Here is a 23398-nt window from a genome sequence, read left to right as displayed (position 1 = left end):
GTGGCGTCATCCGGGGCGGGACTCCTGCACCCGGGGGCGGGCCCGCTGCGGAACCACCGTGTACTTCGGGTCGCGGCCGGCGAGCACCCCGGCGTGGTAGACGCCGAAGCGGGTGCAGGCCGACCCGGCGAGCAGCGCCGCGCCGGCCGCCACGGCGGCGGCGCGGTGCCGTCCCGCCGCCAGTGCCGTTCCCGCGGCCCCCGCCACCGCCAGCAGCCGGGCCGCGCGCAGCAGCGTGCCGGCCCGGCCGATCCGGTAGGGCTCGGAGACCAGCCGGGGCTCCTCGCCGAATCCCTGGCCGCGTTCCAGGGACGCGGTGACCGCCAGCTCGGCCAGGGCGCCCAGCAGGGCCGCCCGCCGGGCCGGGCCCGCCGCCGCGACCGGCACCATGACCATGGCGGCTCCGCCGGCCGCCGCCAGCGCGCTGCCCGCGAACAGCGGCGGCAGGTGGCGGTGGGCGGCGTGCCAGGCCGGTACCGCGGTGTCGGCCAGCAGGACACCGGTGTAGGTGGCCACCAGCGGTCCGGTGACCGCCGAGACCGCCACCGCGGCCCGGCCCGCCCGCGGCGCCACGCCGGTGACGGTCGAGGCCGCCGCCGCGGTGGTCACCCCGCCGTGCGCGGCCAGGATCCACGAGCCCACGCTCATCGGCGAGCTGGGCTTGAAGACGCGCAGCATGTTGAGGAACCGCTCGGGCCGGCCCAGCTCGGCGACCAGCAGCCCGGCACCGCCCACGGCGGCCACGGCCGCGGTGAGGCGGCCCTGGCGGGCCAGCCGGGGCCGTCCCGTCGCCTCGGCGGCGGCGGCCATGGTGGAGGCGGCGCCCGACAGCCCGCCCAGGAACAGGTAGCCGGGCATGTGCGGCGACTTCCAGCGGGTGACCTTGAGTACCGGACGGCCGTAGTAGTCGGTGAACTGGACCGGGTCCACCTGCTCGGGCGCGTTCACCGGCCCCGCCCCCGGGCGCCGAGGAACGCCACGGCGACCCCGCCGGCCAGCCCGAGCGCCGCTCCCGCGGCCCAGCGCCACATGGCCGGCAGATCCCGGGTGGTGGCCACCGGGTCGGGCGGCAGCCCGTAGGTCTCCGGCTCGTCCAGCAGCAGGAAGAACGCGCCCGCCCCGCCGACGCCGTCCGCCGGGTCCTCGCCGTACAGCCGGGCCTCGGTGACGCCGTCGGAATGCAGCCGGGCCAGCCGCTGGTCGGCGCGCTCGCGCAGCTCGTCCAGGGGGCCGAACTGGATCGAGTCGGTGGGGCAGGCCTTGGCGCAGGCGGGCTCCAGGCCACCGCGCAGCCGGTCGTAGCACAGCGTGCACTTCCAGGCCCGCCCGTCGCCCTCACGGCGGTCGATGACGCCGTAGGGGCACGCCGAGACGCAGTAGGCGCACCCGTTGCAGACGTCCTGCTGGACGACCACGCTGGAGAACTCGGTGCGGAACAGCGCCCCGGTCGGGCACACGTCCAGGCAGGCGGCGTGGGTGCAGTGCTTGCACACGTCGGAGGCCATCAGCCAGTTCAGGCCGCCGGCGTCGTTCTGCTTCTCGACGAAGGCGACGTGCCGCCAGGTGCTCGCGCCGAGCGCCCCGGTGTTGTCGTAGGACATCCCGGTCAGTTCCAGGACCGACGCGTCCTCGGGCAGCGGCCCGTCGGCGGGCAGGCCGTTCCACTCCTTGCAGGCGACCTCGCAGGCCTTGCAGCCGATGCAGATCGAGGTGTCGGTGAAGAACCCGACCCGCTGCGGGGGGTCGGGGTAACCGGAGGATCGTGCCGGGTCGTAGGTCAAGGTTCGTCGTCCCCTTCGTTCTCCAGCCCCGCCGCCCGCCGGTGGCCGCGGACCAGGGCCGTCAGCGCGGGCCCGCGCGGCCGCCGGCCGGCGCGGACGTCGCAGGTGGCCGCCTTGCTCTCCTGGATGCCCACATTGGGGTCCAGGACGATCGGCAGCAGGTCGTTGACCGCGTCGCCGGTGACCGACCCCGCGTGCCCCCAGTGGTAGGGCAGCCCGACCTGGTGGACGGTCCGCCCCCGGATCCGCAGCGGTGCGATCCGCCGGGTCACCAGCACCCTGGCCTCGATGGCGGTGCGCGCAGTGATGATCGTCGCCCAGCCGCCGTTGACCAGCCCCCGCTCGGCGGCCAGCTCGGGCGAGACCTCGCAGAACAGCTCGGGCTGCAGCTCCGACAGGTAGGCCAGGGTGCGGCTCATGCCGCCCGCCGTGTGGTGCTCGGTGAGCCGGTAGGTGGTCACCGCGTACGGGTATACCTCGCCACCGACCGGATGGTAGCGGTTGCGGCGGCGCCGGAAGACCCGCCGCGCGGGGTTGCTCTGCTGCCCGTACAGCGGGTTGACGACCGGCGACTCCTGCGGCTCGTAGTGCGCCGGCAGCGGGCCGTCGACCAGCCCCTTGGGCACGTACAGCCAGCCCTTGCCGTCGGTCTGCATGATGAACGGGTCGTCGCCCGCCAGCGCGTGCTCGGCGGTGGCGCCGGGTTCCGGGCGGTGGCCGGGCGGCTTGGCCCGCTCGAAGTCGGGGACGTCGTGGCCGGTCCACTCCCCCTGGTCGCCCCGGTCGGGGTCCCACCAGACGTAACGCTTGCGTTCGCTCCACGGCCGGCCGTCCGGGTCGGCCGACGCCCGGTTGTAGAGGATGCGCCGGTTGGCGGGCCAGGCCCAGCCCCATTCGGGGGCCACCCACGACTGCTCGGTTCCCGGGCGGCGGCGGGCGGTCTGGTTGACCTCGCCGGCGAAGGCGCCGGTGTAGATCCAGCAGCCGGCGGCAGTGGAGCCATCGTCCTCCAGTTCGGTGAACGACGACAGCGCGGCACCGTCCGGGCCGACCCCGTTGATCTCGCGCAGCACCGCCGTGGCGGACGGCTCCTCGTGCTCGCCCTCGGTCGGGTAGTCCCAGGTCAGCTCCTGCAACGGCAGGTCGCGAGGGTCGTCGGAGCCGGCCAGCCGCGCCCGGATGCGGCGGCCCAGGTGGTAGAAGAACCACAGGTCGCTGCGGGCGTCGCCGGGCGGCTCGACCGCCTTGTGGTGCCACTGCAGCAGCCGCTGGGTGTTGGTGAAGGTGCCGTCCTTCTCGGTGTGCGCGGCGGCGGGCAGGAAGAACACCTCGGTGCCGATCTCCGGCGTGCTCAGCTCACCGGTCTCGATCTCCGGGCCCTCCTTCCAGAACGTGGCGCTCTCGATCAGGGTGAGGTCGCGCACCACCAGCCAGTCGAGGGCGGCCAGCCCGAGCCGCTGCATCTTGCCGCCGGCCGAGCCCACGGCCGGGTTCTCGCCGGTCAGGAAGTACCCCTTGACCTTGCCGTCGATCTGGTCCATGACCGTCCGGTAGGTGCCGTGGTCGCCGGTCAGCCGGGGCAGGTGGCCGAACCGGAAGTCGTTGTCGGCGGTGGCCGCGTCGCCCCACCAGGCCTTGAGCAGGCTGACCATGTACGACCGCTTGCGGCCCCAGAACCCGGTGTCGCCGGCCGCCCCCGCCAGGTAGGAGTCCAGGTCCTCGTGCTCGTGGGCGAACGGCATCGGCAGGTAGCCGGGCAGCAGGTTGTAGAGCGTCGGGATGTCGGTCGAGCCCTGGATCGAGGCGTGGCCGCGCAGTGCCAGGATCCCGCCGCCGGGCCGCCCGATGTTGCCGAGCAACAGTTGGAGGATGGCGGCGGTGCGGATGTACTGGACGCCGACGGTGTGCTGGGTCCAGCCGACGCTGTACACCCATGCCGTGGTGCGGTCGCGCCCCGAGCAGCGCACGACGGCGTCGGCGACCTCGGCGAACGCCTCGGGCGGGATGCCGCACAGCTCCTCGACCAGCTCCGGGGTGTAGCGGGCGAAGTGCCGCTTGAGCACCTGGTAGACGCAGCGCGGGTGCTGCAGCGTCTCGTCGCGTTCGGGCGCCGGGCCGGTCTGCGCGGGGGTCGCCTCGTACTGGGCCTCCGGACCGTGCTCGTGCCGGACGTCCTCCTCCTCGCGGGCGCCCGCCGCCGGTTCCGCGGCGACGCCCCGGTACGCCCAGCTCGCGGGGTCGTAGCTGCGGCTCTCCGGGTCGTAGCCGGAGAACAGCCCGTCCAGGTCCTCGGTGTCCCGGAAGTCGTCGCTCAGGATCGTGGCCGCGTTGGTGTAGGCGACCACGTACTCGCGGAAGTCATGGCCGCCCGCCAGCACGTGGTTGATCAGCGCGCCCAGGAAGACCACGTCGGAGCCCGCCCGGATCGGCAGGTGCCGGTCGGCCAGCGCGCTCGTGCGGGTGAACCGCGGGTCGATGTGGAACACCTTCGCGCCGCGCTGCCTGGCCTCGACCACCCACTGGAACCCGACCGGATGGCACTCGGCCATGTTGGAGCCCTGGATGACGATGCAGTCGGAGTTGACCAGGTCCTGCTGGAACGTCGTGGCGCCGCCACGGCCGTACGAGGTCCCCAGACCGGGGACGGTGGAGGAGTGTCAAATACGGGCCTGGTTCTCGATCTGGACGGCGCCGAGAGCGGTCCAGAGCTTCTTGATGAGGTAGTTCTCCTCGTTGTCGAGGGTGGCCCCGCCCAGCGCCGCGATGCCCATGCAGCGGTTGACGGCCTTGCCCTCGACGGTGTCCTGCCAGCTCTCCCGGCGGGCCGCGACCACCCGGTCGGCGATCATGTCCATCGCCCGGTCCAGCTCCAGCGGCTCCCATTCGGTGCCGTGCGGCCGCCGGTACAGGACCCTGGTCTGCCGGTGGGGACCGGTGACGAGTTGCTTGCTCGCGGAACCCTTGGGGCACAGCCGGCCGCGGGAGATCGGCGAGGCCGGGTCGCCCTCGATCTGGGTGACCTTCCCGTCGGCGACGAAGACCTGCTGCCCGCAGCCCACCGCGCAGTACGGGCAGACCGACGGGACCACCTTGTCGGCGCGCTCGGTGCGCGGCGCGAGGGCGTCGGTGCGCGCCGAGCGGGCGGCGGCGCCACGGCCCGTGCGGTCCGGGCCGGTGAGCTGCCGCAGCACCGGCCAGGGCAGGAAGGTCATAATCCTTGGCCCGATTCTCCCTGATCGTCGCGAACACGCCTCTTCTACCCCGACCGGTAGCCGATCATTCCTGCCGGGGAGTCCGCGGGGTAACGTCGGCGGCATGGGGCGGATCACCGTGCGCAGGCCGGTGCTCCGGCTGCGGGCCGGCCGGGCGCCGGACCGGCGGCCGGACGCCCTGGCCGTCGAGGAGCCACTGGAGATCCGGATCGGCGGGCGGCCGCTGACCGTGACCATGCGCACCCCGGGCGACGACTTCGACCTGGTCGCGGGCTTCCTGTCGGCCGAGGGCGCGATCGGCGGGCCCGCCGACCTCGCCGCCATGCGCCACTGCGCGGACGGCGGTGAGAACACCTACAACGTGGTCGACGTCCGGCTGGCCGAGGGCGTGCCCGAACCCGTGCCGGCCCGCGCCTTCCCCGTCACCAGCGCCTGCGGGGTGTGCGGGACGGAGAGCATCGAGGCGCTGCGGCGGCGCGCCCGCTTCGACGTGGGCGCCGACCCCGTACGGCTCGACCCGCGCACGGTGATCGGGCTGCCCGGCGCGTTGCGGGCGGCGCAGCGGGCGTTCGACCGCACCGGCGGGCTGCACGCCGCCGGGCTGTTCGACGGCACCGGCCGGGCGCTGGCGGTCCGCGAGGACGTGGGCCGGCACAACGCGGTGGACAAGGTCGTGGGCTGGGCGCTGCGCGAGGACCGGCTGCCGCTGGCCGGCACGGTGCTGATGGTGAGCGGACGGGCCTCGTTCGAACTGGTCCAGAAGGCCGTGCAGGCCGGTGTGCCCGTGCTCGCCGCGGTGTCGGCGCCCTCCTCCCTGGCCGCCGAACTGGCCGAGGCCGCGGGCCTCACCCTGATCGGGTTCCTGCGCGGCGACTCGATGAACGTGTACGCGGGCGCCCACCGCCTCCTGGCCTGAGCCGCCGCGCCCGGGTTGTCACCCGGCGATGAATTCCGTTTCTCCCGGTTGTGGGAAAGCCGCAAAGACGGTACCCGCGGTACCGGGCTTCACTACGGGGCTGACGGTCGCGCACGGAGGACCGGTCACCACCCGAGGAGAACGCGCTTGCGGGAAGGGAACGGCGATGGCGGCTCAGCAGGCCGGTGCGGCCCGGGCGTTCGACATCGATGAACGGCATCCCCCGATCAGGACCCGCCGGGTCTCGTTCGACTGGGAGAAGACCCCGCTGCACTGGATCCCGGGCGATCCCGTCGGAACCCACGTCGTCAACTCGTTCCACACCGTGCTGCCGGCCGGCGAGCGCTGGTTCGTCCAGTGCGTCAAGGACGCACTGCCCCAGGTCCTGGACGCCCGGCTGCGCGCGGAGATCCAGGGTTTCATCGGCCAGGAGATGGTGCACGCCCGCTCGCACCAGGGCGTGCTCGACGAGCTCCTGGACCGGCACGGCATCGACGTCAGGCCGATCACCCGGGCCGCGGACAGGGGCAACGAGGAGCGGCCTGCGGCGATGCTCGAACTGGCCTGCCGGGCGCCCCGCAAGTACCGGCGGCGGCTGCGGTTCGAGCTCGGGGCGGTGGCCGCGATCGAGCACTACACCGCGGTGCTGGGCCAGTGGATCCTGGACAACGACCGGCTGGACGCGGCGGGGGCCGACCCGACCATGCTCGACCTGCTGCGCTGGCACGGCGCCGAGGAGGTCGAGCACCGCTCGGTGGTGTTCGACGTCTACCGGCACCTCGGTGGCGGGTACCTGATGCGGGTGGCCGCCTGGGCGGTCTCGCTGGCGTTCCTGTACTACGCGCTGGTCGGCGGCAGCGTCTACCTGGTCCGCCGGGACCCGACGCTCGGCGGGCGGATGGCGCCGTGGCGGATCTACCGGGCCTACCGCCGGTCGGTGCGCGCGGGGCACATCCCGGGGATCTTCCGGCTGCTGGTCGTCGAGGCGCTGGTGTACCTGCGGCCCTGGCACCACCCCTCGCGGGTGTGCTCCACCCCGCAGGCCCTGGCGTACCTGACGCGCTCGCCGGCCGCGCTGGCCGCGGGTTACGACCCGTACTGACCGGCCGGGCCCGGCCGGCTTGCGGCGCCTTGACACTGGACCCGTCCGCGCGGTTGGTTGGCCGGATGTCCGAAGCGTCCAGCGAGGTGGCGGTGCGGCCCCGTCGGGTCCGCGGTGACGGCGTCGACCTGGCCGTCTTCGAGCAGGGCGACCCCGCCCGGCCCACCGTGCTGCTCGTCCACGGCTACCCCGACACCCACGCGGTCTGGGACGGTGTCGCCGGTCTGCTGGCCCGCGACCATCACGTGGTGCGCTACGACGTGCGGGGCGCGGGGGACTCCGCGCACCCGCCCGGCACCCGGGCCTACGCCTTCGAGCACCTGATGGCCGACCTGCGCGCGGTGCTCGACGCCGTGGCGGCGGGCCCGGTGCATCTGGCCGGGCACGACTGGGGCTCGATCCAGGCGTGGGAGGCGGTCTGCACCATGCCGGACCGGTTCGCCTCGTTCACCTCGATCTCGGGCCCCTGCCTGGACCACGTGGGGCGGCTGAACCGGCGCGACCCGCGGGTGGCCGCCGGGCAGCTCGTGCGGTCCTGGTACATCCCCCTCTTCCGGATCCCGGTCCTGCCCGAGGCGCTGTGGCGGGGCGGGCTGGCCCGCGCGTGCGCCCCGGTGCTGCGGCCGGGCCGGGGCCCCGCCCTGGCCCGGGACGCCGTCGCCGGTCTCGGCCTCTACCGGGCGAACATGGCCGACCGGCTGGGGGCGCCGCGCGAGCGCCGCACCGCGGTGCCCACCCAGGTGATCGTGCCGCTCCGGGACGCCTTCGTCTCGCCGCGCCTGGTCACCGGGTTGCGCGAGTGGGCCCCCGACCTGACGCTACGCCGGCTCGACGTCGGGCACTGGGCGCCGCGCACCCGTCCCGGTCCCATTGCCGGCTGGATCGCCGAGCACGCCGCCCGCGCCGGCCGGTAGCGCGGGTTCCGCCGCCCGGCCGGAGCCGTACAGCCGCTCGACCTCGGCCGGATCGGTGTGCAGCAGGCGCAGGAACACGTGCGCCAGCGGGCCGATCGCGACCGCGTACAGCGCCGTGCCGACGCCCACGGTGCCGCCGAGCAGCCACCCCACCGCGAGCACGCCGAGTTCGATCGCGGTGCGGACCACCCGGATCGAGTGGCCGCGCGCCGCCAGGCCGGTCATCAGGCCGTCCCGGGGGCCCGGCCCGTGGTTCGCCCCGATGTAGCAGCCGGTGGCGAACCCGCCCACCACGATCGCACCGATCAGGTAGCCCCAGCGGACGGCCGTCTCGTCCGGGACGGGCAGCAGGTGCAGGAACAGGTCGGCGAACACGCCCACCAGAACGACGTTGCTGATCGTGCCGAGCCCCGGCCGCTGCCGCAGCGGGATCCACAGCACCATGACCAGGGCGCCCATGATGATGATCCAGGCGCCGATGGACAGCCCGAACCGCAGCGCCAGGCCCTGGTGCAGGACGTCCCAGGGGTCGTTCCCCAGCCCGGAGGTGATCTGCAGGGCGATGCCCAGCCCGTACAAGGCCAATCCGGCATAGAGCTGAACCAGCCGGCGCACGACGAGAGCCATGGCCCGCTTGCGATGAGTCATATCCCCATCCTGGAGAGCATTGGCTTGATAAAGAAGGACCAATCGGAGAAAGTGGCTTTATGAACACCCAGTACGTCAGCGGTCTGCACCTCGCCCGCCTGCTGGCGGGCCCGCCGGACGAGCGGCCCTACTACGCGGCGCTGGCCCGGGAGATCCGGCGGCTGGTCCTCGACGGCCGGCTGCCCGCACGGGTCCGGCTGCCGGCCGAGCGCGATCTCGCCGCGGCGCTGGGGGTCAGCCGCACCACGGTGACCGCCGCCTACGACCGGCTGCGCGACCAGGGCTTCGTGGAGAGCCGGCAGGGCGCGGGCAGCTGGACCGCCCTGCCCTCCGGAACCGTGCCCCCCGGCGCGCGGTTCGGCATGTCGCACGCCTGGCCGGGGTCGGAGGTCATCGACCTGGGCTGCGCCGCCCCCAGCGCGCCCCGGATCTTCCCCGAAGCGGTCGCGGCGGCCGTCGCCCGGCTGCCGGAGTACGAGGCGGGGCCCGGCTACGAGCCCGCCGGGCTGGCCGTGCTGCGCGCGACCGTCGCCGCCCGCTACACCGAGCGCGGGCTGCCCACCCGGCCCGACCAGATCGTGATCACCAGCGGGGCACAGCAGGCCTGCACGCTGCTGTTCCAGGTCCTGGTGGAGTCCGGCGACGCCGTGCTGGCCGAGCGGCCGACCTACCCGCACGCGCTCGACGCCCTGCGGCGGCGCGGGGCGCGGGTGGTCCCGGTGGGCGTCGACGCCGGGTGGGACATCGAGCTGATCGGCAGCGGCCTGCGTCAGGCCGCAGCCCGGGTGGCCTACGTGATCCCCGACTTCCAGAACCCGACCGGGCGGCTGCTGGACGACGCCGGGCGCGCCGCGCTGGTGGCCGCCGCGCAGGACGCCGACGCCCTGCTCGTCGCCGACGAAACCTTCACCGAACTCCCGCTGGCCGGGAGCGTGCCCCGGCCGCTCGCGGTCCACGACCCGGCCCGGGTGATCTGCGTGGGCTCGGCGGCCAAGCTGCTGTGGGGCGGGCTGCGGATCGGCTGGATCCGGACCACCGCCCCGCTGGTCCGGCGGCTGGTCCTGGCCCGGGAGTCCTTCGACATCGCGAGCTCGGTGCTCGACCAGCTGATCACCGACGAGTTGCTGCACCGGATCGACGAGGTGCGCGCCGAGCGGGTCGAGTGGCTCACCCGCGGCCGGGACGCCCTGACCGCGGCCCTGGGCGAGCTGCTGCCCGACTGGACGTTCACCGCCCCGGCGGGCGGGATGTCCCTGTGGGTCCGGCTGCCCGCCCCGGTGGCCACCGACCTGGCGGCGGCGGCACTACGGCACGGAGTCCGGGTGATGCCGGGGCCGGTGTTCGGCACCGAGGGCGTGCTGGAGGACCGCCTCCGGCTGCCGTTCGTGCTGCCACCGGAGACACTGCGCACCGCGGTCGAACGGCTGGCCGCCGCCTACCGGGAGGTGGAGTCGGCGCCGGCGGCACGCCCGCTGCCCGCCTACGTGTAACGGTCGCCCGACGCCGGTGTCGGGCGTCCGCGGTCAGCCGTGCAGGTAACCGACCAGGTGTTCGCGTTCGGTCTCCAGCTCGTCGATCGCGCTCTTGACCACGTCGCCGATGCTGACGATGCCGGCCAGCCGGCCATCCGCCAGGATGGGCAGGTGCCGGATCCGGTGCTCGGTCATGGTGCGGCGCAAGCCGTCGACCTTGTCGTCGAGCCCACCGGTGCGGACCTCGACCGTCATGATCTCCGAGACGGGGCTGTCGAGCAGCCCGGCGCCCCGCTCGTGCAGCCGGCGCACCACGTCCCGCTCGGAGGCGATGCCGGCGATCACCGCGCCGTCCGGAGAGACGACGACGGCTCCGATGTTGTGCTCGGCCAGGGTGGCAAGCAGGTCGCGTACGGTCGAATCAGGCCGCACCGTCGCCACGGTGTTTCCCTTGTTCCGCAGTATGTCGCTTATCCGCATGGATCACGCTCCGATCCGGGGGAAGGGTGTCCTGCCAAAGTCGCACGTTTGCCCTGCCCGGAAAAGAGCTCGACCGTATCCGTTGTCCCAACCGAAGGCATAAAAAGCGTAGATCGGGAACACCGCACCGCATGTCATGCCGGCGGTGACCGCCGTAGGCGGGTACATCCACAGCGCCATCCGCCGGACCACGGCCACGCCCACGGACGCGACGTAGGATCGGCGACGAGCGGGGAGAGACATGCCAGGACGCATCGAGGACTACGCGCTGATCGGCGACCTGCAGAGCGCGGCGCTGGTCGGCTTCGACGGCTCCATCGACTGGCTGTGCTTTCCGCGCTTCGACTCCCCGGCGTTCTTCGCCGCCCTGCTCGGCGACGAGAGCAACGGCCGGTGGCAGATCCGCCCGCGGATCGGCGACCCCCGGGCCACCCGGCGCCGCTACCGCGGCGACACGCTGATCCTGGAGACCGAGTGGGAGACCTCCGCCGGCACCGTCCGGCTGGTGGACTTCATGCCGCACCGCGGCGAGGCGCCCGACGTGGTGCGGATCGTCGAGGGGCTGTCCGGTGAGGTCCCGATGTGCTTCGAACTGCGGGCGCGGTTCGACTACGGCAACGTCGTCCCCTGGATGAGCCGGTCCGACGGCCAGGTGGCCGGCATCGCCGGGCCCGAGTCGATCTGGCTGCGCGGCGGCGCCCCGATCGAGGGCCGCGACTTCGCGCACGTCTCCGAGTTCACCGTGCGGGCGGGCGAGCGGGTGCCGTTCGTGCTGACCTGGCACCCCTCCCACCTGCCCGAGCCCGACCCGGTCGACGCCATGGCGGCGCTGGAGGAGACCGAGCGGCTGTGGCACGACTGGATGCGGCCGTGCACCTACACCGGCCGGCACGGCGACGCCGTACGGCGCTCCCTGATCACGCTGAAGGCGCTCACCTACGCCCCCACCGGCGGCATCGTGGCCGCCCCCACCACCTCGCTGCCGGAGGAACTGGGCGGGCTACGCAACTGGGACTACCGCTACTGCTGGCTGCGCGACGCCACGATGACCCTGGAGGCGATGCTGCGCAGCGGGTACACCGACGAGGCCGAGGCGTGGCGGCAGTGGCTGGTGCGCGCGGTGGCCGGTGACCCCGAGGACGTCCAGATCATGTACGGGGTCGCCGGGGAGCGGCGGCTGCCCGAGTGGGAGGTGAGCTGGCTCTCCGGGTACGAGGGCTCCCGGCCGGTGCGGGTCGGCAACGCCGCCGCCGAGCAGCTCCAGCTCGACGTCCCCGGCGAGGTCATCGACTCCCTCTATCTGGCGCGCCGGGCCGGGCTGCGGCCCACCCCGCAGGTCTGGTCGATGTCCTACGCGCTGCTGCGGTTCGTCGAGCGGCACTGGGCCGAGCCCGACGAGGGGCTGTGGGAGGTCCGCGGCGGTTCCCGGCACTTCGTCCACTCCAAGGTGATGTGCTGGGTGGCCTTCGACCGGGCGATCCGCACGGTGCGGGAGTTCGACCTGCCCGGGCCCGTCGGCCACTGGGAGCGGATCCGCAACCGGATCCACCGCGAGGTGTGCGACCGGGGGTTCGACCCCGTCCGCGGCACGTTCACCCAGTCCTACGGGTCGCAGGAGCTCGACGCCGCGCTGCTGCTCATCCCGCAGGTCGGCTTCCTGCCGCCCACCGACCCCCGGGTGGTGGGCACCGTCGAGGCGGTCCAGCGGGAGCTGTGCCTCGACGGGCTCGTCCGCCGCTATCCCACCCACCAGAGCGTCACCCCCGACGGGCTGCCCGGTGAGGAGGGCGCGTTCCTGGCCTGCACCTTCTGGCTGGCCGATGGGCTGCGCATGATCGGGCGCCGGGACGAGGCCGAGGAGCTGTTCGAGCGGGTGCTGGCGCTGCGCAACGACGTCGGGCTGCTCGCCGAGCAGTACGACCTGCGGGCCGGGCGCCAGGTCGGCAACTTCCCGCAGGCGTTCAGCCACGTCCCCCTCATCCACACCGCCTACGACCTCGAAGGGCACCAGACCTGGGGGCGCCGGGGCTGACGGCTCAGGGAGTGTCCCAGGAGCCGGCCGCCAGCGCGGTGAGGGCCCGCTCGAACTCCCGGGGCAGCACCGTCGCGTCGCCGTCGACGCCGATCTCCAGCAGCTCCAGTTCGCCGCCCCGCCACCAGAACAGGTGCGGGCTGAGCGAGCCCGGCCCCTCCTCGTAGGCGTACCGCGCCTGGGTCTGCAGCTCGCGGGCGGCGAGGGCCGCCTCCCGCCGGGGCGTCCCGGCGTGCAGCGGGTACGCGACGACGAGGCTGCGGCTGGGGGCGATCACCAGCGCGCCGCCCGGGCCGAGGTTGAGGTACTCCCCCAGCCAGGCCAGGTGCGTCACCGCGTAGAAGGTCCAGCCGTGCAGGACCGCCACCGGCACGCCGCCGAGATCCTGCTCCTCGACCTGGAGCGGCCCGTCCGCCCGGACGTTCGCCCGGCCGAGGATGAACAGCGCGTCGCCCGAGACCGGCCAGTCCTCCATCTCGTCGACGGTGACGGTACGGACGGTGGTGGGGGTGTCGACCACCACGACCTCGATCAGCCCGGGCGCGAAGGGCCGGGCCGCGAGGATCCCGTTGTCGGCCTCGGCGGGGTAGATCCGGGTGCGCAGCAGGTGCTGCGCCAGCTCGAAGTCGCTCAGATCGAGGGGCTCCTCGATCGCGGTGACGATGGTGGTCACATGGTCGGCGACCAGGGCGGGCCAGTCGTCGCGCGGCACCATCCGGGCGAGCTGCCGCAGGTTGCGCATGCTCACGTGCAGCCGGGTGATGCCTTCCAGCAGCATGACGTCGCCGGGCACCCGCCGGCAGGTGTACCCCAGGCTCTCGGCCACCAGGACCACCAGCGAGTCCAGCGCGCCGTCGTCACCGCGGCTCATCCGGCACCGCCCGGGGTCAGCGTTCCGGCGCCGGCGTCGAGCTCGGCCGGGGCGCCCAGCTCCACGGTCGACTGGCGGGACCCGTGCCCGACCGGCAGCCCGGCCAGGACCGGTACGCCCAGCCCGCCCAGCCGGGCGGCGAGGACGGCGTCGAGCTCGGCCTGGTCGCCGCAGCCGGACCAGGTGCCCAGCGCCACCCCGGCCACCCCGTCGAACCAGCCGGCCTGGAGCAGTTGGACGAGCATCCGGTCGACCCGGTAGGGCGCCTCGCCGACGTCCTCCAGGACGGCGATGGCCCCGGTGGCCGGGGCCGGCGCGTAAGGAGTGCCGAGCAGGGCCGTCAGCAACGAGAGCGTGCCTCCGGTGAGCGGCCCCCGGGCTCGGCCGGAGCGGATCGCCCGGGTGCCGCGCAGTGGCCCCGAGCCGCCCAGGAGTGCGGCGGCCAGCGCCGCACGGGCCCGCTCGGGGTCGTCGGCGGCGAACGGGGTGGCGACCATGGGGCCGAACGAGGTCGTGACGCCCAGCCGCGTTCCGAAGGCCGCGTGCAGGGCGGTGATGTCGCTGGAACCGTGCAGGATCTTCGGCTCGGCCGCGGCGAGCGCCGCCCAGTCGAGGTGCGCGAGGACCCGGGTGGCGCCGTAGCCGCCCCGGGCGCAGACCACGGCGCGGATCTCCGGATCGCACCAGGCGGCCCGCAGGTCCGCCGCGCGGTCGGTGTCGGCCCCGGCCAGCCGGCCCTGGTCCGCCGGGACGTCGTCCAGGCCGGCCCGGTCGAAAACATGCTCCCCCAGGGCCACCTCGAATCCCAGGTCTCGAAGCAGCGTGCAGCCGGTCTCCAGCCGGTCCGGATCGACAGGGCCGCTGGGCGCGACCACCGCCACCCGGTCACCGGGTCTGGGACGGACCGGACGCGTCCCCCGTCCCGCCGGCTCGTCAGGACCACGCGGCCCCTCCCCGGCCGCGTGCCGAGCGCCCCCGCTCATCCACCCCTCCTCGTTAGCAACGGATAGAGCTTGTCAGGACTCCCCGTCCAACGGAAGACCTTGCCGCCCGCGACCCCGCCATGTGTGCTTTGCAACATGCGCATCGGTGACCCTGCTCGTGGCCCTGCTTGTAACTTGGCCGATGGCTCAGCGCGCTCCCCCGCCCGTCTTCTCGCACACCCTGCTCACCAGCCGGGGCAGAGCCTCGCCGATGGGCGTGCGCAGCACGGCGTCGGCCACCCGATCGTAGGGCGTCGGCTGGGCATTGATGATCACCAGCCGGGCGCCGTGCTCCACCGCCTCCAGGCACAGCCCCGCAGCGGGCTGCACGGTCAACGAAGTGCCCACGGCCAGGAACAGGTCGCACGAGCGGGCGGCGGCGATCGCGGCGGCGAGCACGTCGGGGTCGAGCGCCTGCCCGAACGAGATCGTCGCGGACTTCTGGATTCCGCCGCAGGAGACGCACGGCGGGTCCTCCTCGCCCGCGCCGACCCGGGCCAGCACCTCGGGCATGGGCGTGCGCAGCCCGCAGGACAGGCAGATCGCGTCGCGCATGGTGCCATGGATCTCGATCACCGCCGAAGGCGACGAGCCGGCGCTCTGGTGCAACCCGTCGATGTTCTGGGTGATGATCGCGCGCAGCCGGCCGGCCCGCTCCAGTTCCACCAACGCGGCATGGCCCCGGTTGGGCTCGGCGGCCCACCCCGGGTGGTCGAGACGGGCCCGCCAGGAGCGCCGCCGGACCTCCGGATCGGCCAGGTAGGAGTCGATGGACGACAGCGCGGCGGCGGCCGGATCCTTGGTCCAGACGCCCTGCGGGCCACGGAAGTCCGGAATGCCGCTGTCGGTGCTGATGCCCGCCCCGGTAAGGACCGTGACCGTCTCGGCCTGAGGCAGCCACCCGTTCAACGTCAGAGGCGCGTCCATGGGTTCAGGCTAGGCAATCCGCGCCTGTTTCGCCCGGACATATCCACTGCTTTTTGCTTGATAACCACCTGATCACCGGAGAGCGCCCCGGCCACCGGCACCCCGCGCCTGGTGCCACACTGGGGAGATCTATGAGTTCCAAGCCGCACATCCTGGTGATCAATGGCGCCAAGGTCCGCCGGCCGGTGTTCCTCCTGGGAGCCCCCCACTCCGGCACGGACCTGCTCGCCCGCCTCGTCAAACGGTCCGCCGGATTCCATCTGACGATGGGCCGTCCCGGACTGCTGCGGGTGACGTACGCCTTCGCCCGGCGCCCCTCGATCGCCACGGAGCGTGAGCGCGGGGCGGCCCGGGTGCTGCGCGACGCCTACGCCTCGGCCTGGCAGATCACCGCACGCGGCTGCGCCGAATGTCCCGCCGAGTGCCGGACGGCCGGCGGGCTGGAGCCGGTGCCCGGCGCCGACCCCGCCCCCTGCGCCGGACCCGACGAGACCGCCACCGGGGACCTGCGGTACGCCGACGCCTCCCCCGACCTGCTCTACAGCGCCGACGTGCTGCTGGACGCCTTCCCCGACGCCCAGTTGCTCCAGGTCATCCGCGACGGGCGGGACGTGGTCTCCGACATGCTGGCGGACGAACGCTGCCTGGCCTGGTTCAAGCCCGGGTTCGCCAACCTGGACGAGGTGTTCCCCAACCCCTTCTTCGGCGTCGAGGACCACACCGAGCGGAACCGCTGGCCGGCCGCGGGGCCGGCGGTCAAGTGCGCGCTGCGCTGGCGCGGATCGGTCCGGCTGAGCGCCCGGCTGCGCGCCCAGATCCCCGACGAGCAGCTGTACACGGTGCGCTACGAGGATCTGATCGCCCGGCCACGCCAGGTGATCGACGACGTGTCGGCCTACCTGGGGACGTCCCTGTCCAAAACCGCGCTGACCGGGCTGGTGCGGGCCGGTGGACCACAGCTCCGGGAGCGCCCGGTGGGCGCCTGGCGCAACCGTCTGACCCACCGGCAGGTCCGGCAGGTCGAGAAAGTCGCGGGGACGGAACTGCGCCGGCTGGGCTACGAGCTCAGCGGTTCCGGCTGAGCCGCCCCGCGCGCCGGGTCAGGAGCCGGCGCGCCGGCGGAACGTTCCCGTCATCGCCGTCATCTCCGGGCTCAGCCAGCCGATGGCGACGCCCGCCGCGCCGATTCCCAGGAACATCATCGTGTAGCGGCCCACCCCGCCCTTGACGGTCATACGCACGATCGTTCACCTCTCCCGCCGGAATCGTGTCCTCTCCACGATCACTGTGACGCCGGCGAGTGGCCGTCAGGTTGCCGCCGGAGCGCCACCAAGCAAAGCGCATCGGGCGGGCCCCCACCGCAAAACCGCGGATCTTCGGGCGAACCGGTCAGCGCCGGTCGGCCCCCAGCGGCTCGGCCGCCTGGCCGGGCCCGTCTCCGTTCGCGACGTTCATGGAGCCGCCGCGCCCGCGGCCGGCCTGGGGGGCGAACTGCGTCCGGTACAGCTCCGCGTACAGCCCGCCGGCCAGCAGCAGGTCCTCGTGCCGGCCGCGCTCCACGATCCGCCCGCCGGCCACCACCAGGATCTGGTCGGCCTCCCGGACGGTGGACAGCCGGTGCGCGATGATCAGCGAGGTCCGGCCGGCCAGCGCGGTCCGCAGCGCGTGCTGGACGGCCGCCTCGGACTCGGAGTCCAGGTGGGCCGTGGCCTCGTCCAGGACGACCACCGACGGCGCCTTGAGCAGCAGCCTGGCCAGCGCCAGCCGCTGCTTCTCGCCGCCGGACAGCCGGTAGCCGCGGTCGCCCACCACCGTGTCGAGACCGTCGGGCATGGCGTCCACCAGGTCCCCGATCTGGGCGGCCCGCAGCGCGGCGCGGATCTCCTCATCGGTGGCGTCGGGCCGGGCGTACAGCATGTTCGCCCGGATCGTGTCGTGGTAGAGGTGGGCGTCCTGGGTGACCACGCCGACCTCGTCCCGCAGCGACGCGAGCGTCACGTCCCGGACGTCCCGGCCGCCGATCCGGACCGTCCCCCCGGTGACGTCGTAGAGCCGCGAGACCAGGTGCGTAATGGTCGACTTTCCCGCACCGGAGGGCCCCACCAGAGCGACCATCTCGCCGGGGGCCACGGTGAAGTCCACCCCGTGCAGCACTTCGCGCGCCGGGGCGGTGTCGGTGCGCGCGATCGACTCCAGCGACGCCAGCGACACCTCCTCGGCGGCCGGGTAGCGGAACGTCACGTCGTCGAACTCGATCGCGGGCGCGCCGCCGGTCCCGCGCAGCCGCTCGGCGCCCGGCCGCTCGGCGACCATCGGCTTCAGGTCGAGGACCTCGAAGACCCGGTCGAAGCTCACCAGCGCGGTCATCACGTCCACCTGCACGTTGGACAGCGCCGTCAGCGGCCCGTACATCCGGGTGAGCAGGGCCGCCAGCGCCACCAGCGTGCCCAGTTCGAAGTTCCCGTTCACCACCAGCAGGCCGCCGACGCCGTAGACCATGGCGGTGGCCAGCGCGGCCACCAGGGTCAGCGCGGTGAAGAAGACCCGGCCGTACATGGCGGCCACCACGCCGATGTCGCGGACCCGGCCGGCCCGGTCGGAGAAGACCCGCGACTCCTCGTGCGGCCGCCCGTAGAGCTTGGCCAGCATCGCCCCGGCCACGTTGAACCGCTCGGTCATCAGCGAGCTCATCTCGGCGTCGAGCTGCATCTGCTCGCGGCTGACCCGCTGCAGCCGCTTGCCCACCCACTTGGCCGGGATGATGAAGATGGGCAGCAGCACCAGGGCGATGAGCGTGACCTGCCAGGACAGCCAGATCATCGCGACGAGCACCAGGATCAGGCTGATCACGTTGGAGACCACCGAGGACAGCGTGGTGGTGAGGGCACGCTGTGCCCCGATCACGTCGCTGTTCAACCGGCTGATGAGCGAGCCGGTCTGCGCCCGCATGAAGAACGCCACCGGCATCCGCTGCACGTGGTCGAAAACCTGGGTGCGCAGGTCGTAGATCAGCCCCTCGCCGATCCGGGCGGAGTACCAGCGCTGGAACAGCGACAGCACGGCCTCCACCAGCGCCAGGCCGGCCACGGCGAGCGCCAGCCAGACCACCACCCGGCCGCTGCCCGGCAGTACGCCCCGGTCGATGATCGCCTTGAGCAGCAGCGGGCCGGCGACGACGATGGCCGCGGCGAGCGCGTTCAGCCCGAGGAACAGCACCAGCTCGCGGACGTACGGGCGGGCGTAACCGGCGATCCGCCGAGCCGTCCCCGGCTTGAGCTTCTGCTGGGTGACGGAGCTGTCGCGGCGGAACGACGCCATCACCTGCCAGCCGTTGCCCGGCATGCCCGGCATCGCCACGGAGGCCTCCTCGCGCTCTCGAACCGCTCCATAACTGTAATCATGTAAGCGGGCGGGTTATTCCGCACGAGGAGGCCGGGTCACCGGCAGCGCACGGACCCGCTCACCCGCCGGCGCCGAACAGGGCCCGCAGCCGGTCCACCTGCTCGCGCCGCTCGGCCGCGATCTGCTGCTCCAGCGTGTTGCCGGGGGCCTCGCACAGCAGCCGTTTGGTGGCCACCGCGGCATCGGCGTTCACGGCCAGCAGCGCCGTGGTCAGCTCGGCCACCGCGGCGTCCAGCCGGTCGGCCGGCACGACCGTCTCGGCCAGCCCCAGCCGGGCCGCCTCCTCGGCGTGCACGGTCCGCGCGGTCAGGCAGATCTCGATGGCCCGCGGCAGGCCCACGATGTCGACCAGCGGCTTGGTGCCAGTGAGGTCGGGAACCAGCCCGAGGGCCGGCTCCTTCATACAGAACTTCGTGTCGTCGGCGATCACCCGCAGGTCGCAGGAGAGCGCGAGTTGGAAACCCGCCCCGATGGCATGCCCGTGCACGGCCGCGATCGACACGATCTCGGGCCGCCGCAGCCAGGTGTAGCCCTCCTGGAACTCCGCGATGGACCGCTCGGTCTCCGCCCGGTCTCCGCCGCGGCCGACCGTACCGCCGCCCTGGAACATGCTGAGGTCGATGCCGGCCGAAAAGCTCGGCCCGGCACCGCGCACGACCACCACGCGCACCTCGCCGGGCAGGGCGGCGCCGATCCTGGCCAGCCCTCGCCAGGTGGCGAAGGTCATGGCGTTACGCCGCTCCGCCCGGTCGAGCGTGATCGTCGCCACGGCACCGTCGACGTCCAGCCGCAACCCGCCCTCGGCGAGTTCCGCCGCGAGATCCCCTGCCACTTCCACCGCCATGACGCTCCTCCTCTGCTACGCAGGCGTCATCGCGGACCTGGGCGATATGCCCGGCCCGCCGCCGCGCCCGACCCTACCGAGCCGGCCGCGCCGACGAACCGGGCGGTGCTTCGCTCAGGCGGGGGCGGTCAGGACTTCTTGCCGCGGGTCGCTCCGCCGCGCCCGCGCAGGTTGACGCCGGACTCGGTGAGGATGCGGTGAATGAAGCCGTACGAACGTCCGGTGGCGGCAGCCAGCGCGCGGATGCTCTCGCCGTCGTCGTACCTCTTCTTGAGTTCCGCCGCCAGCTTGTCGCGCTCGGCACCGGTCACGCGGGTGCCCTTCTTGAGGGTCTCGGCCACGAGTACCTCCCGTAGTGATGTGGTGACCGCTGCGTTATCCCCGCCCATGATCAGTCATTCGCGCCGGATCGGCTACCCACTACACCAGAAAAGATCTGCTTCCTTGGCCGCCAGGTCACGCAAGTGCCACTAGATCGGCAAACTCGTCACTCCAGATGTCTTCAACACCATCCGGCAGCAAAATCACTCTTTCCGGTTGCAGCGCCTGCACCGCACCCTCATCGTGCGTCACCAGAACGATGGCTCCGGCGAAGGTCCGCAGGGCCGCCAGGATCTCCTCACGGCTGGCCGGGTCGAGGTTGTTGGTGGGCTCGTCCAGCAGCAGCACGTTGGCGCTGGAGACCACCAGCGCGGCCAGTGCCAGCCGGGTCTTCTCCCCGCCCGACAGCACGCCCGCGGGCTTGTCGACGTCGTCGCCGGAGAACAGGAACGAGCCGAGGATCTTGCGTACCTCGACCTCGGGCAGGTCGGGGGCCGCCGAGCGCATGTTCTCCAGCACGGTGCGGCCGACGTCGAGCGTCTCGTGCTCCTGGGCGTAGTAGCCCAACCGCAGTCCGTGTCCCGCCACGACCGCACCCGTGTCGGGCTTGTCGATGCCGCCCAGCAGGCGCAGGAGCGTCGTCTTCCCCGCGCCGTTCAGTCCCAAAACAACCACCCGGCTGCCCCGGTCGATCGCAAGGTCGACATCCGTGAAAATCTCCAAAGATCCGTACGATTTCGACAAACCCTCTGCGGTGAGCGGAGTACGGCCGCACGGCGCCGGGTCGGGGAACCGGATCTTGGCCACCCGGTCGGCCTGCCGGGCTCCCTCGGCACCGGCCAGCAGTTGCCTGGCCCGGCGGTCCATCTGCTGCGCGGCCTTCGCCTTGGTGGCCTTGGCGCGCATCTTGTCGGCCTGTGACAGCAGCGCGGCGGCCTGGCGCTGTGCGTTGGCGTGCTCCCGCTTGCGACGGCGCTCGTCGGTCTCACGCTGGCCCAGGTAGGTCTTCCAGCCGACGTTGTAGAGGTCGATGACGCACCGGTTGGCGTCCAGGTGGAAGACCCGGTTCACCACGGCGTCCAGCAGCTCCACATCGTGGCTGATCACCACCAGGCCGCCCTGGTGCGAGCGCAGGAAGTCGCGCAACCAGGTGATGGAGTCGGCGTCGAGGTGGTTGGTCGGCTCGTCCAGCAGCAGCGTGTCGGCCCTTGAGAACAGGATGCGGGCGAGTTCCACCCGGCGCCGCTGCCCGCCCGACAGGGTCGCCAGGGGCTGGCCCAGCACCCGGTCCGGCAGGCCCAGGCTGGAGGCGATCGACGCGGCCTCCGCCTCGGCCGCATAGCCGCCGAGGACGTGCAACCGGTCCTCCAGGGTGCCGTAGCGGCGCACCGCCCGGTCTCGCCGGTCACCGGTGGCGGTGGCCATCAGCTCCTCGGCGGCGCGCAGGTCGCGCATGACCTCGTCCAGCCCGCGGGCCGACAGGATGCGGTCGCGGGCCAGCACCTCCAGGTCCCCGGTCCGCGGGTCCTGCGGCAGGTAGCCGATGGTGCCCGAGCGGGTCACGGCACCGGCCGTCGGCTGGGCCTCACCGGCCAGCACCTTGGTCAGGGTGGTCTTGCCCGCCCCGTTACGGCCGACGAGGCCGACCCGGTCGCCGGGGTTGACCCGGAAGGCGGCTCCCTCGATCAGCAGCCGGGAACCGGCGCGCAGCTCTACGTCAGTGGCAATGATCACGGTGGCGGGCTCCACGGGAGGAGGGGTTCGTCGGTCCGGACAGGCGAGGCGCGTCGGGCGGGGCCGCCGCAGGGCGCTGTGGGCGCCTGTCAGTCCGGGAGCATGCGATCAGTGTACGGGCCCGCGGCGGGCGGGCCGGCATGCGTGGAGCGGGCGTACCCGGGCAGGACACCAAAAAGGGGACGACGGGGACGGGGAGAAGGGCCATGACCGAAGGCGGGGGACGGCTGCGTCTGGGAGCCGTGCGCGGACGGCCCAACTGGCCGAAGCTCACCGTGCCCGACCTGTCGCTCGGCCAGGAGTTCTACGGCGCGCTGTTCGGCTGGGAGTACGAGGAGCTCAAGATCCTGCACGATGTGCACCTGGGCGTACACGGGTCGTTCCTGAACCGCGGGCAGTGGGTGGCGAGCATCACCCAGCATCCCGAACCGGACGTCACCGAGGGCTGGTGGAACGTGTACTTCGCCGTCGAGGAGTGCGACCGGACCGTCGAGCGCACCGTCCGGGCGGGCGGCCTCGTCGCCGCGGAGCCGGCGGACCTGGCCGACCTGGGCCGGTCGGCGATCCTGGTCGACTCCGTCGGGGCGGAATTCGGGCTGTGGCAGGGCCGCACCCGCCTCGGCGTGCAGACCGGGGCCGGCCCGGGCACCGCCTCCTGGTTCGAGCTGCTCATCCACGACACCGCCGCCGCACGCGGGTTCTACACCTCCGTGTTCGGCTACGTCACCACGCCGCTGGAACTGCCGGCGGGCGCCCTCGACCTGGACTATTGGACGTTTCTCGACGGAGGGGTTCCCGTCGCCGGACTGCACCTCGTCCCGGACACCGTCCAGTCCCGCTGGACGATCTACTTCGAGGTCACCGACCTCGACGCCGCGATGCGCATCGCCGTCGAGCGCGACGGGGCGGTGGTGCGCGGGCCGTGGGACAGCCCGTACGGCCGGCTGGCCGTCCTGTCCGACCCGTTCGACGCGAACTTCTCGGTCGTCCAGCACCTGCACGGCATGCCGCCGCGCTAGCTCCGCTCCGCGGCGAGCCGCTGGCTGATCACGCTCTGCAGGCGGGTCAGGCCGGGCGCGCCGAGCGAGGAGATCTGCCCCTCCAGATCCCGCAGCATCGTGTCGGAGTCGGCGACCACCTCGGAGGACTGCAGGAGCACCGTCCCCTGCCCGGTGAAGTCGAACTGGTGCTCCTCGCCCGACGAGCCGCCGACGCCGAACAGCATGCGGGCGGCGCCGAGCACCCCCCGCATGTACGAGTGGTCGTAGTGGTGGCAGGGCGAGGGGCAGTCGGCCCAGCCCAGCAGCGCCTGCGGGTCCACCCGGATCGGCGGCTCGACGAAGTGCACCGGGCCGTTGGAGGCGGCCACGAACCGGCCCGTGCCGATCAGCGTGAGGAACCCGGGGATGATCGACTGCTTGAGCTCCAGACCGGGCTCGAAGGCCAGCAGGTTGGCCGCCCGGATGGTGAGGTTGCCCGCGTCGAGGTCGTAGGAGTTGACGTCGAAGGCCCGGTCGGCCAACAGCAGCTTGCCCTGCCCCTGGGCCACGATCCAGTCGTGCGCGTACAGCGGCGAGTGGAAGCTGGCCGCGACCAGCTGGTCCAGCGGGCCGGCCGACAGCGCCTCGAACCTGATCTGCCCGTAGTAGGCGATCATCTTGCCCTTCTGGGTGAACCACTGGCCGTTGAGGTCCACGCAGAAGGCGTAGGGGTTCACGTTGTCGTTGGCCGGAAGGGTCGCCGGGTTGAACGTCTGCAT

Annotated in this window: 21 protein-coding genes; 7 read left to right on the top strand and 14 right to left on the bottom strand. The window is 73.0% G+C overall.

The features are described from left to right. Positions 1–6 precede the first annotated feature (6 nt). The 3 genes from nrfD to fdh are packed head-to-tail and all read right to left on the bottom strand — an operon-like array spanning position 7 to position 4993. The gene (nrfD, locus tag DPM19_RS16745) at positions 7–948 is read right to left on the bottom strand and encodes an NrfD/PsrC family molybdoenzyme membrane anchor subunit (protein ID WP_233510217.1); all 942 of its coding nucleotides are present in this window, start codon (positions 946–948) and stop codon (positions 7–9) included. Continuing rightward, positions 945–1781 carry a 4Fe-4S dicluster domain-containing protein gene (locus tag DPM19_RS16740; RefSeq protein WP_111868702.1) on the bottom strand — a complete coding sequence of 279 codons (837 nt, stop codon included), beginning with the start codon at positions 1779–1781 and terminating at the stop codon, positions 945–947. The genes nrfD and DPM19_RS16740 overlap by 4 nt, the downstream gene beginning before the upstream one ends. Next, on the bottom strand, positions 1778–4993 hold the full coding sequence (fdh, locus tag DPM19_RS16735) for a formate dehydrogenase (protein ID WP_233510216.1): 3216 nt from the start codon (positions 4991–4993) through the stop codon (positions 1778–1780). The genes DPM19_RS16740 and fdh overlap by 4 nt, the downstream gene beginning before the upstream one ends. A gap of 103 nt (positions 4994–5096) precedes the next feature. Here fdh and fdhD point away from each other — a divergent pair, with 103 nt between their 5' ends. From fdhD to DPM19_RS16715, 3 genes are all read left to right on the top strand, one after another. After that, positions 5097–5909 carry a formate dehydrogenase accessory sulfurtransferase FdhD gene (gene fdhD / locus DPM19_RS16725; RefSeq protein ID WP_199485129.1) on the top strand — a complete coding sequence of 271 codons (813 nt, stop codon included), beginning with the start codon at positions 5097–5099 and terminating at the stop codon, positions 5907–5909. A 166-nt stretch (positions 5910–6075) separates the two neighbouring features. Then, positions 6076–7011 (top strand): metal-dependent hydrolase, encoded by a 936-nt coding sequence (locus tag DPM19_RS16720; RefSeq protein WP_111868694.1) that lies wholly within the window; start codon positions 6076–6078, stop codon positions 7009–7011. Positions 7012–7076: 65 nt separating this feature from the next. Continuing rightward, positions 7077–7925: an alpha/beta fold hydrolase gene (locus DPM19_RS16715; RefSeq protein WP_111868691.1), complete on the top strand. Its 849-nt coding sequence runs from the start codon at positions 7077–7079 to the stop codon at positions 7923–7925. Here the strand turns inward: DPM19_RS16715 and yczE are convergent. Beyond that, positions 7830–8573, bottom strand: coding sequence for a membrane protein YczE (yczE, locus tag DPM19_RS16710; RefSeq protein WP_325050249.1), 744 nt, complete (start codon positions 8571–8573; stop codon positions 7830–7832). The two genes, DPM19_RS16715 and yczE, sit on opposite strands and share 96 nt — an antisense overlap. A gap of 59 nt (positions 8574–8632) precedes the next feature. Between yczE and yczR the strand changes: the two genes are divergently transcribed. Next, positions 8633–10063: a MocR-like transcription factor YczR gene (yczR, locus tag DPM19_RS16705; protein WP_111868688.1), complete on the top strand. Its 1431-nt coding sequence runs from the start codon at positions 8633–8635 to the stop codon at positions 10061–10063. Between the two features lie 33 nt (positions 10064–10096). Here the strand turns inward: yczR and DPM19_RS16700 are convergent, their stop codons facing one another. Beyond that, positions 10097–10525 (bottom strand): CBS domain-containing protein, encoded by a 429-nt coding sequence (locus DPM19_RS16700; RefSeq protein WP_111868685.1) that lies wholly within the window; start codon positions 10523–10525, stop codon positions 10097–10099. A 241-nt stretch (positions 10526–10766) separates the two neighbouring features. Here DPM19_RS16700 and DPM19_RS16695 point away from each other — a divergent pair, with 241 nt between their 5' ends. After that, positions 10767–12557, top strand: coding sequence for a glycoside hydrolase family 15 protein (locus DPM19_RS16695; RefSeq protein WP_111868682.1), 1791 nt, complete (start codon positions 10767–10769; stop codon positions 12555–12557). Positions 12558–12561: 4 nt separating this feature from the next. Here DPM19_RS16695 and DPM19_RS16690 read toward each other — a convergent pair whose 3' ends face one another. The 3 genes from DPM19_RS16690 to DPM19_RS16680 all read right to left on the bottom strand — a co-directional run bounded on the left by DPM19_RS16690 (position 12562) and on the right by DPM19_RS16680 (position 15338). Further along, on the bottom strand, positions 12562–13428 hold the full coding sequence (locus DPM19_RS16690) for a hypothetical protein (protein ID WP_111868679.1): 867 nt from the start codon (positions 13426–13428) through the stop codon (positions 12562–12564). Then, a complete protein-coding gene (locus DPM19_RS16685) occupies positions 13425–14411 on the bottom strand; it encodes a S66 peptidase family protein (RefSeq protein WP_111868677.1) in 987 nt (328 codons plus the stop codon). Before DPM19_RS16685 ends, DPM19_RS16690 begins: the two co-directional genes overlap by 4 nt. Positions 14412–14558: 147 nt before the next feature. Next, positions 14559–15338, bottom strand: a complete 780-nt coding sequence (locus DPM19_RS16680; protein ID WP_111868674.1) for an SIR2 family NAD-dependent protein deacylase — start codon at positions 15336–15338, stop codon at positions 14559–14561. Positions 15339–15469: 131 nt separating this feature from the next. Between DPM19_RS16680 and DPM19_RS16675 the strand changes: the two genes are divergently transcribed. Then, positions 15470–16420, top strand: a complete 951-nt coding sequence (locus DPM19_RS16675; protein ID WP_111868671.1) for a sulfotransferase family protein — start codon at positions 15470–15472, stop codon at positions 16418–16420. Between the two features lie 18 nt (positions 16421–16438). On the opposite strand, the gene DPM19_RS35280 is transcribed toward DPM19_RS16675, so the two are convergent. The 5 genes from DPM19_RS35280 to DPM19_RS16655 form a co-directional block, all read right to left on the bottom strand. After that, positions 16439–16579 (bottom strand): hypothetical protein, encoded by a 141-nt coding sequence (locus DPM19_RS35280; protein WP_158566804.1) that lies wholly within the window; start codon positions 16577–16579, stop codon positions 16439–16441. Positions 16580–16727: 148 nt separating this feature from the next. Next, positions 16728–18689, bottom strand: a complete 1962-nt coding sequence (locus tag DPM19_RS16670) for an ABC transporter ATP-binding protein (protein WP_407642549.1) — start codon at positions 18687–18689, stop codon at positions 16728–16730. A 109-nt stretch (positions 18690–18798) separates the two neighbouring features. Next, positions 18799–19584 (bottom strand): enoyl-CoA hydratase/isomerase family protein, encoded by a 786-nt coding sequence (locus DPM19_RS16665; protein ID WP_111868668.1) that lies wholly within the window; start codon positions 19582–19584, stop codon positions 18799–18801. Between the two features lie 128 nt (positions 19585–19712). Next, entirely contained in the window at positions 19713–19925 is a 213-nt protein-coding gene (locus tag DPM19_RS16660) for a helix-turn-helix domain-containing protein (protein ID WP_111868665.1), read from the bottom strand. Between the two features lie 115 nt (positions 19926–20040). Continuing rightward, a complete protein-coding gene (locus DPM19_RS16655) occupies positions 20041–21639 on the bottom strand; it encodes an ABC-F family ATP-binding cassette domain-containing protein (RefSeq protein ID WP_111869074.1) in 1599 nt (532 codons plus the stop codon). Between the two features lie 206 nt (positions 21640–21845). On the opposite strand from DPM19_RS16655, the gene DPM19_RS16650 reads away from it, so the two are divergent. Next, a complete protein-coding gene (locus DPM19_RS16650; protein WP_111868662.1) occupies positions 21846–22658 on the top strand; it encodes a VOC family protein in 813 nt (270 codons plus the stop codon). Here DPM19_RS16650 and DPM19_RS16645 read toward each other — a convergent pair. Next, on the bottom strand, positions 22655–23398 hold the full coding sequence (locus DPM19_RS16645) for an AIM24 family protein (RefSeq protein ID WP_111869073.1): 744 nt from the start codon (positions 23396–23398) through the stop codon (positions 22655–22657). The two genes, DPM19_RS16650 and DPM19_RS16645, sit on opposite strands and share 4 nt — an antisense overlap.

Origin of the sequence: Actinomadura craniellae (genome assembly GCF_003289645.1) — a bacterium.
In the GTDB taxonomy this organism is placed as follows: domain Bacteria; phylum Actinomycetota; class Actinomycetes; order Streptosporangiales; family Streptosporangiaceae; genus Actinomadura_D; species Actinomadura_D craniellae.
Note: the sequence above shows the minus strand (reverse complement) of the source record. Positions and strands in the feature narration are given on the sequence as shown.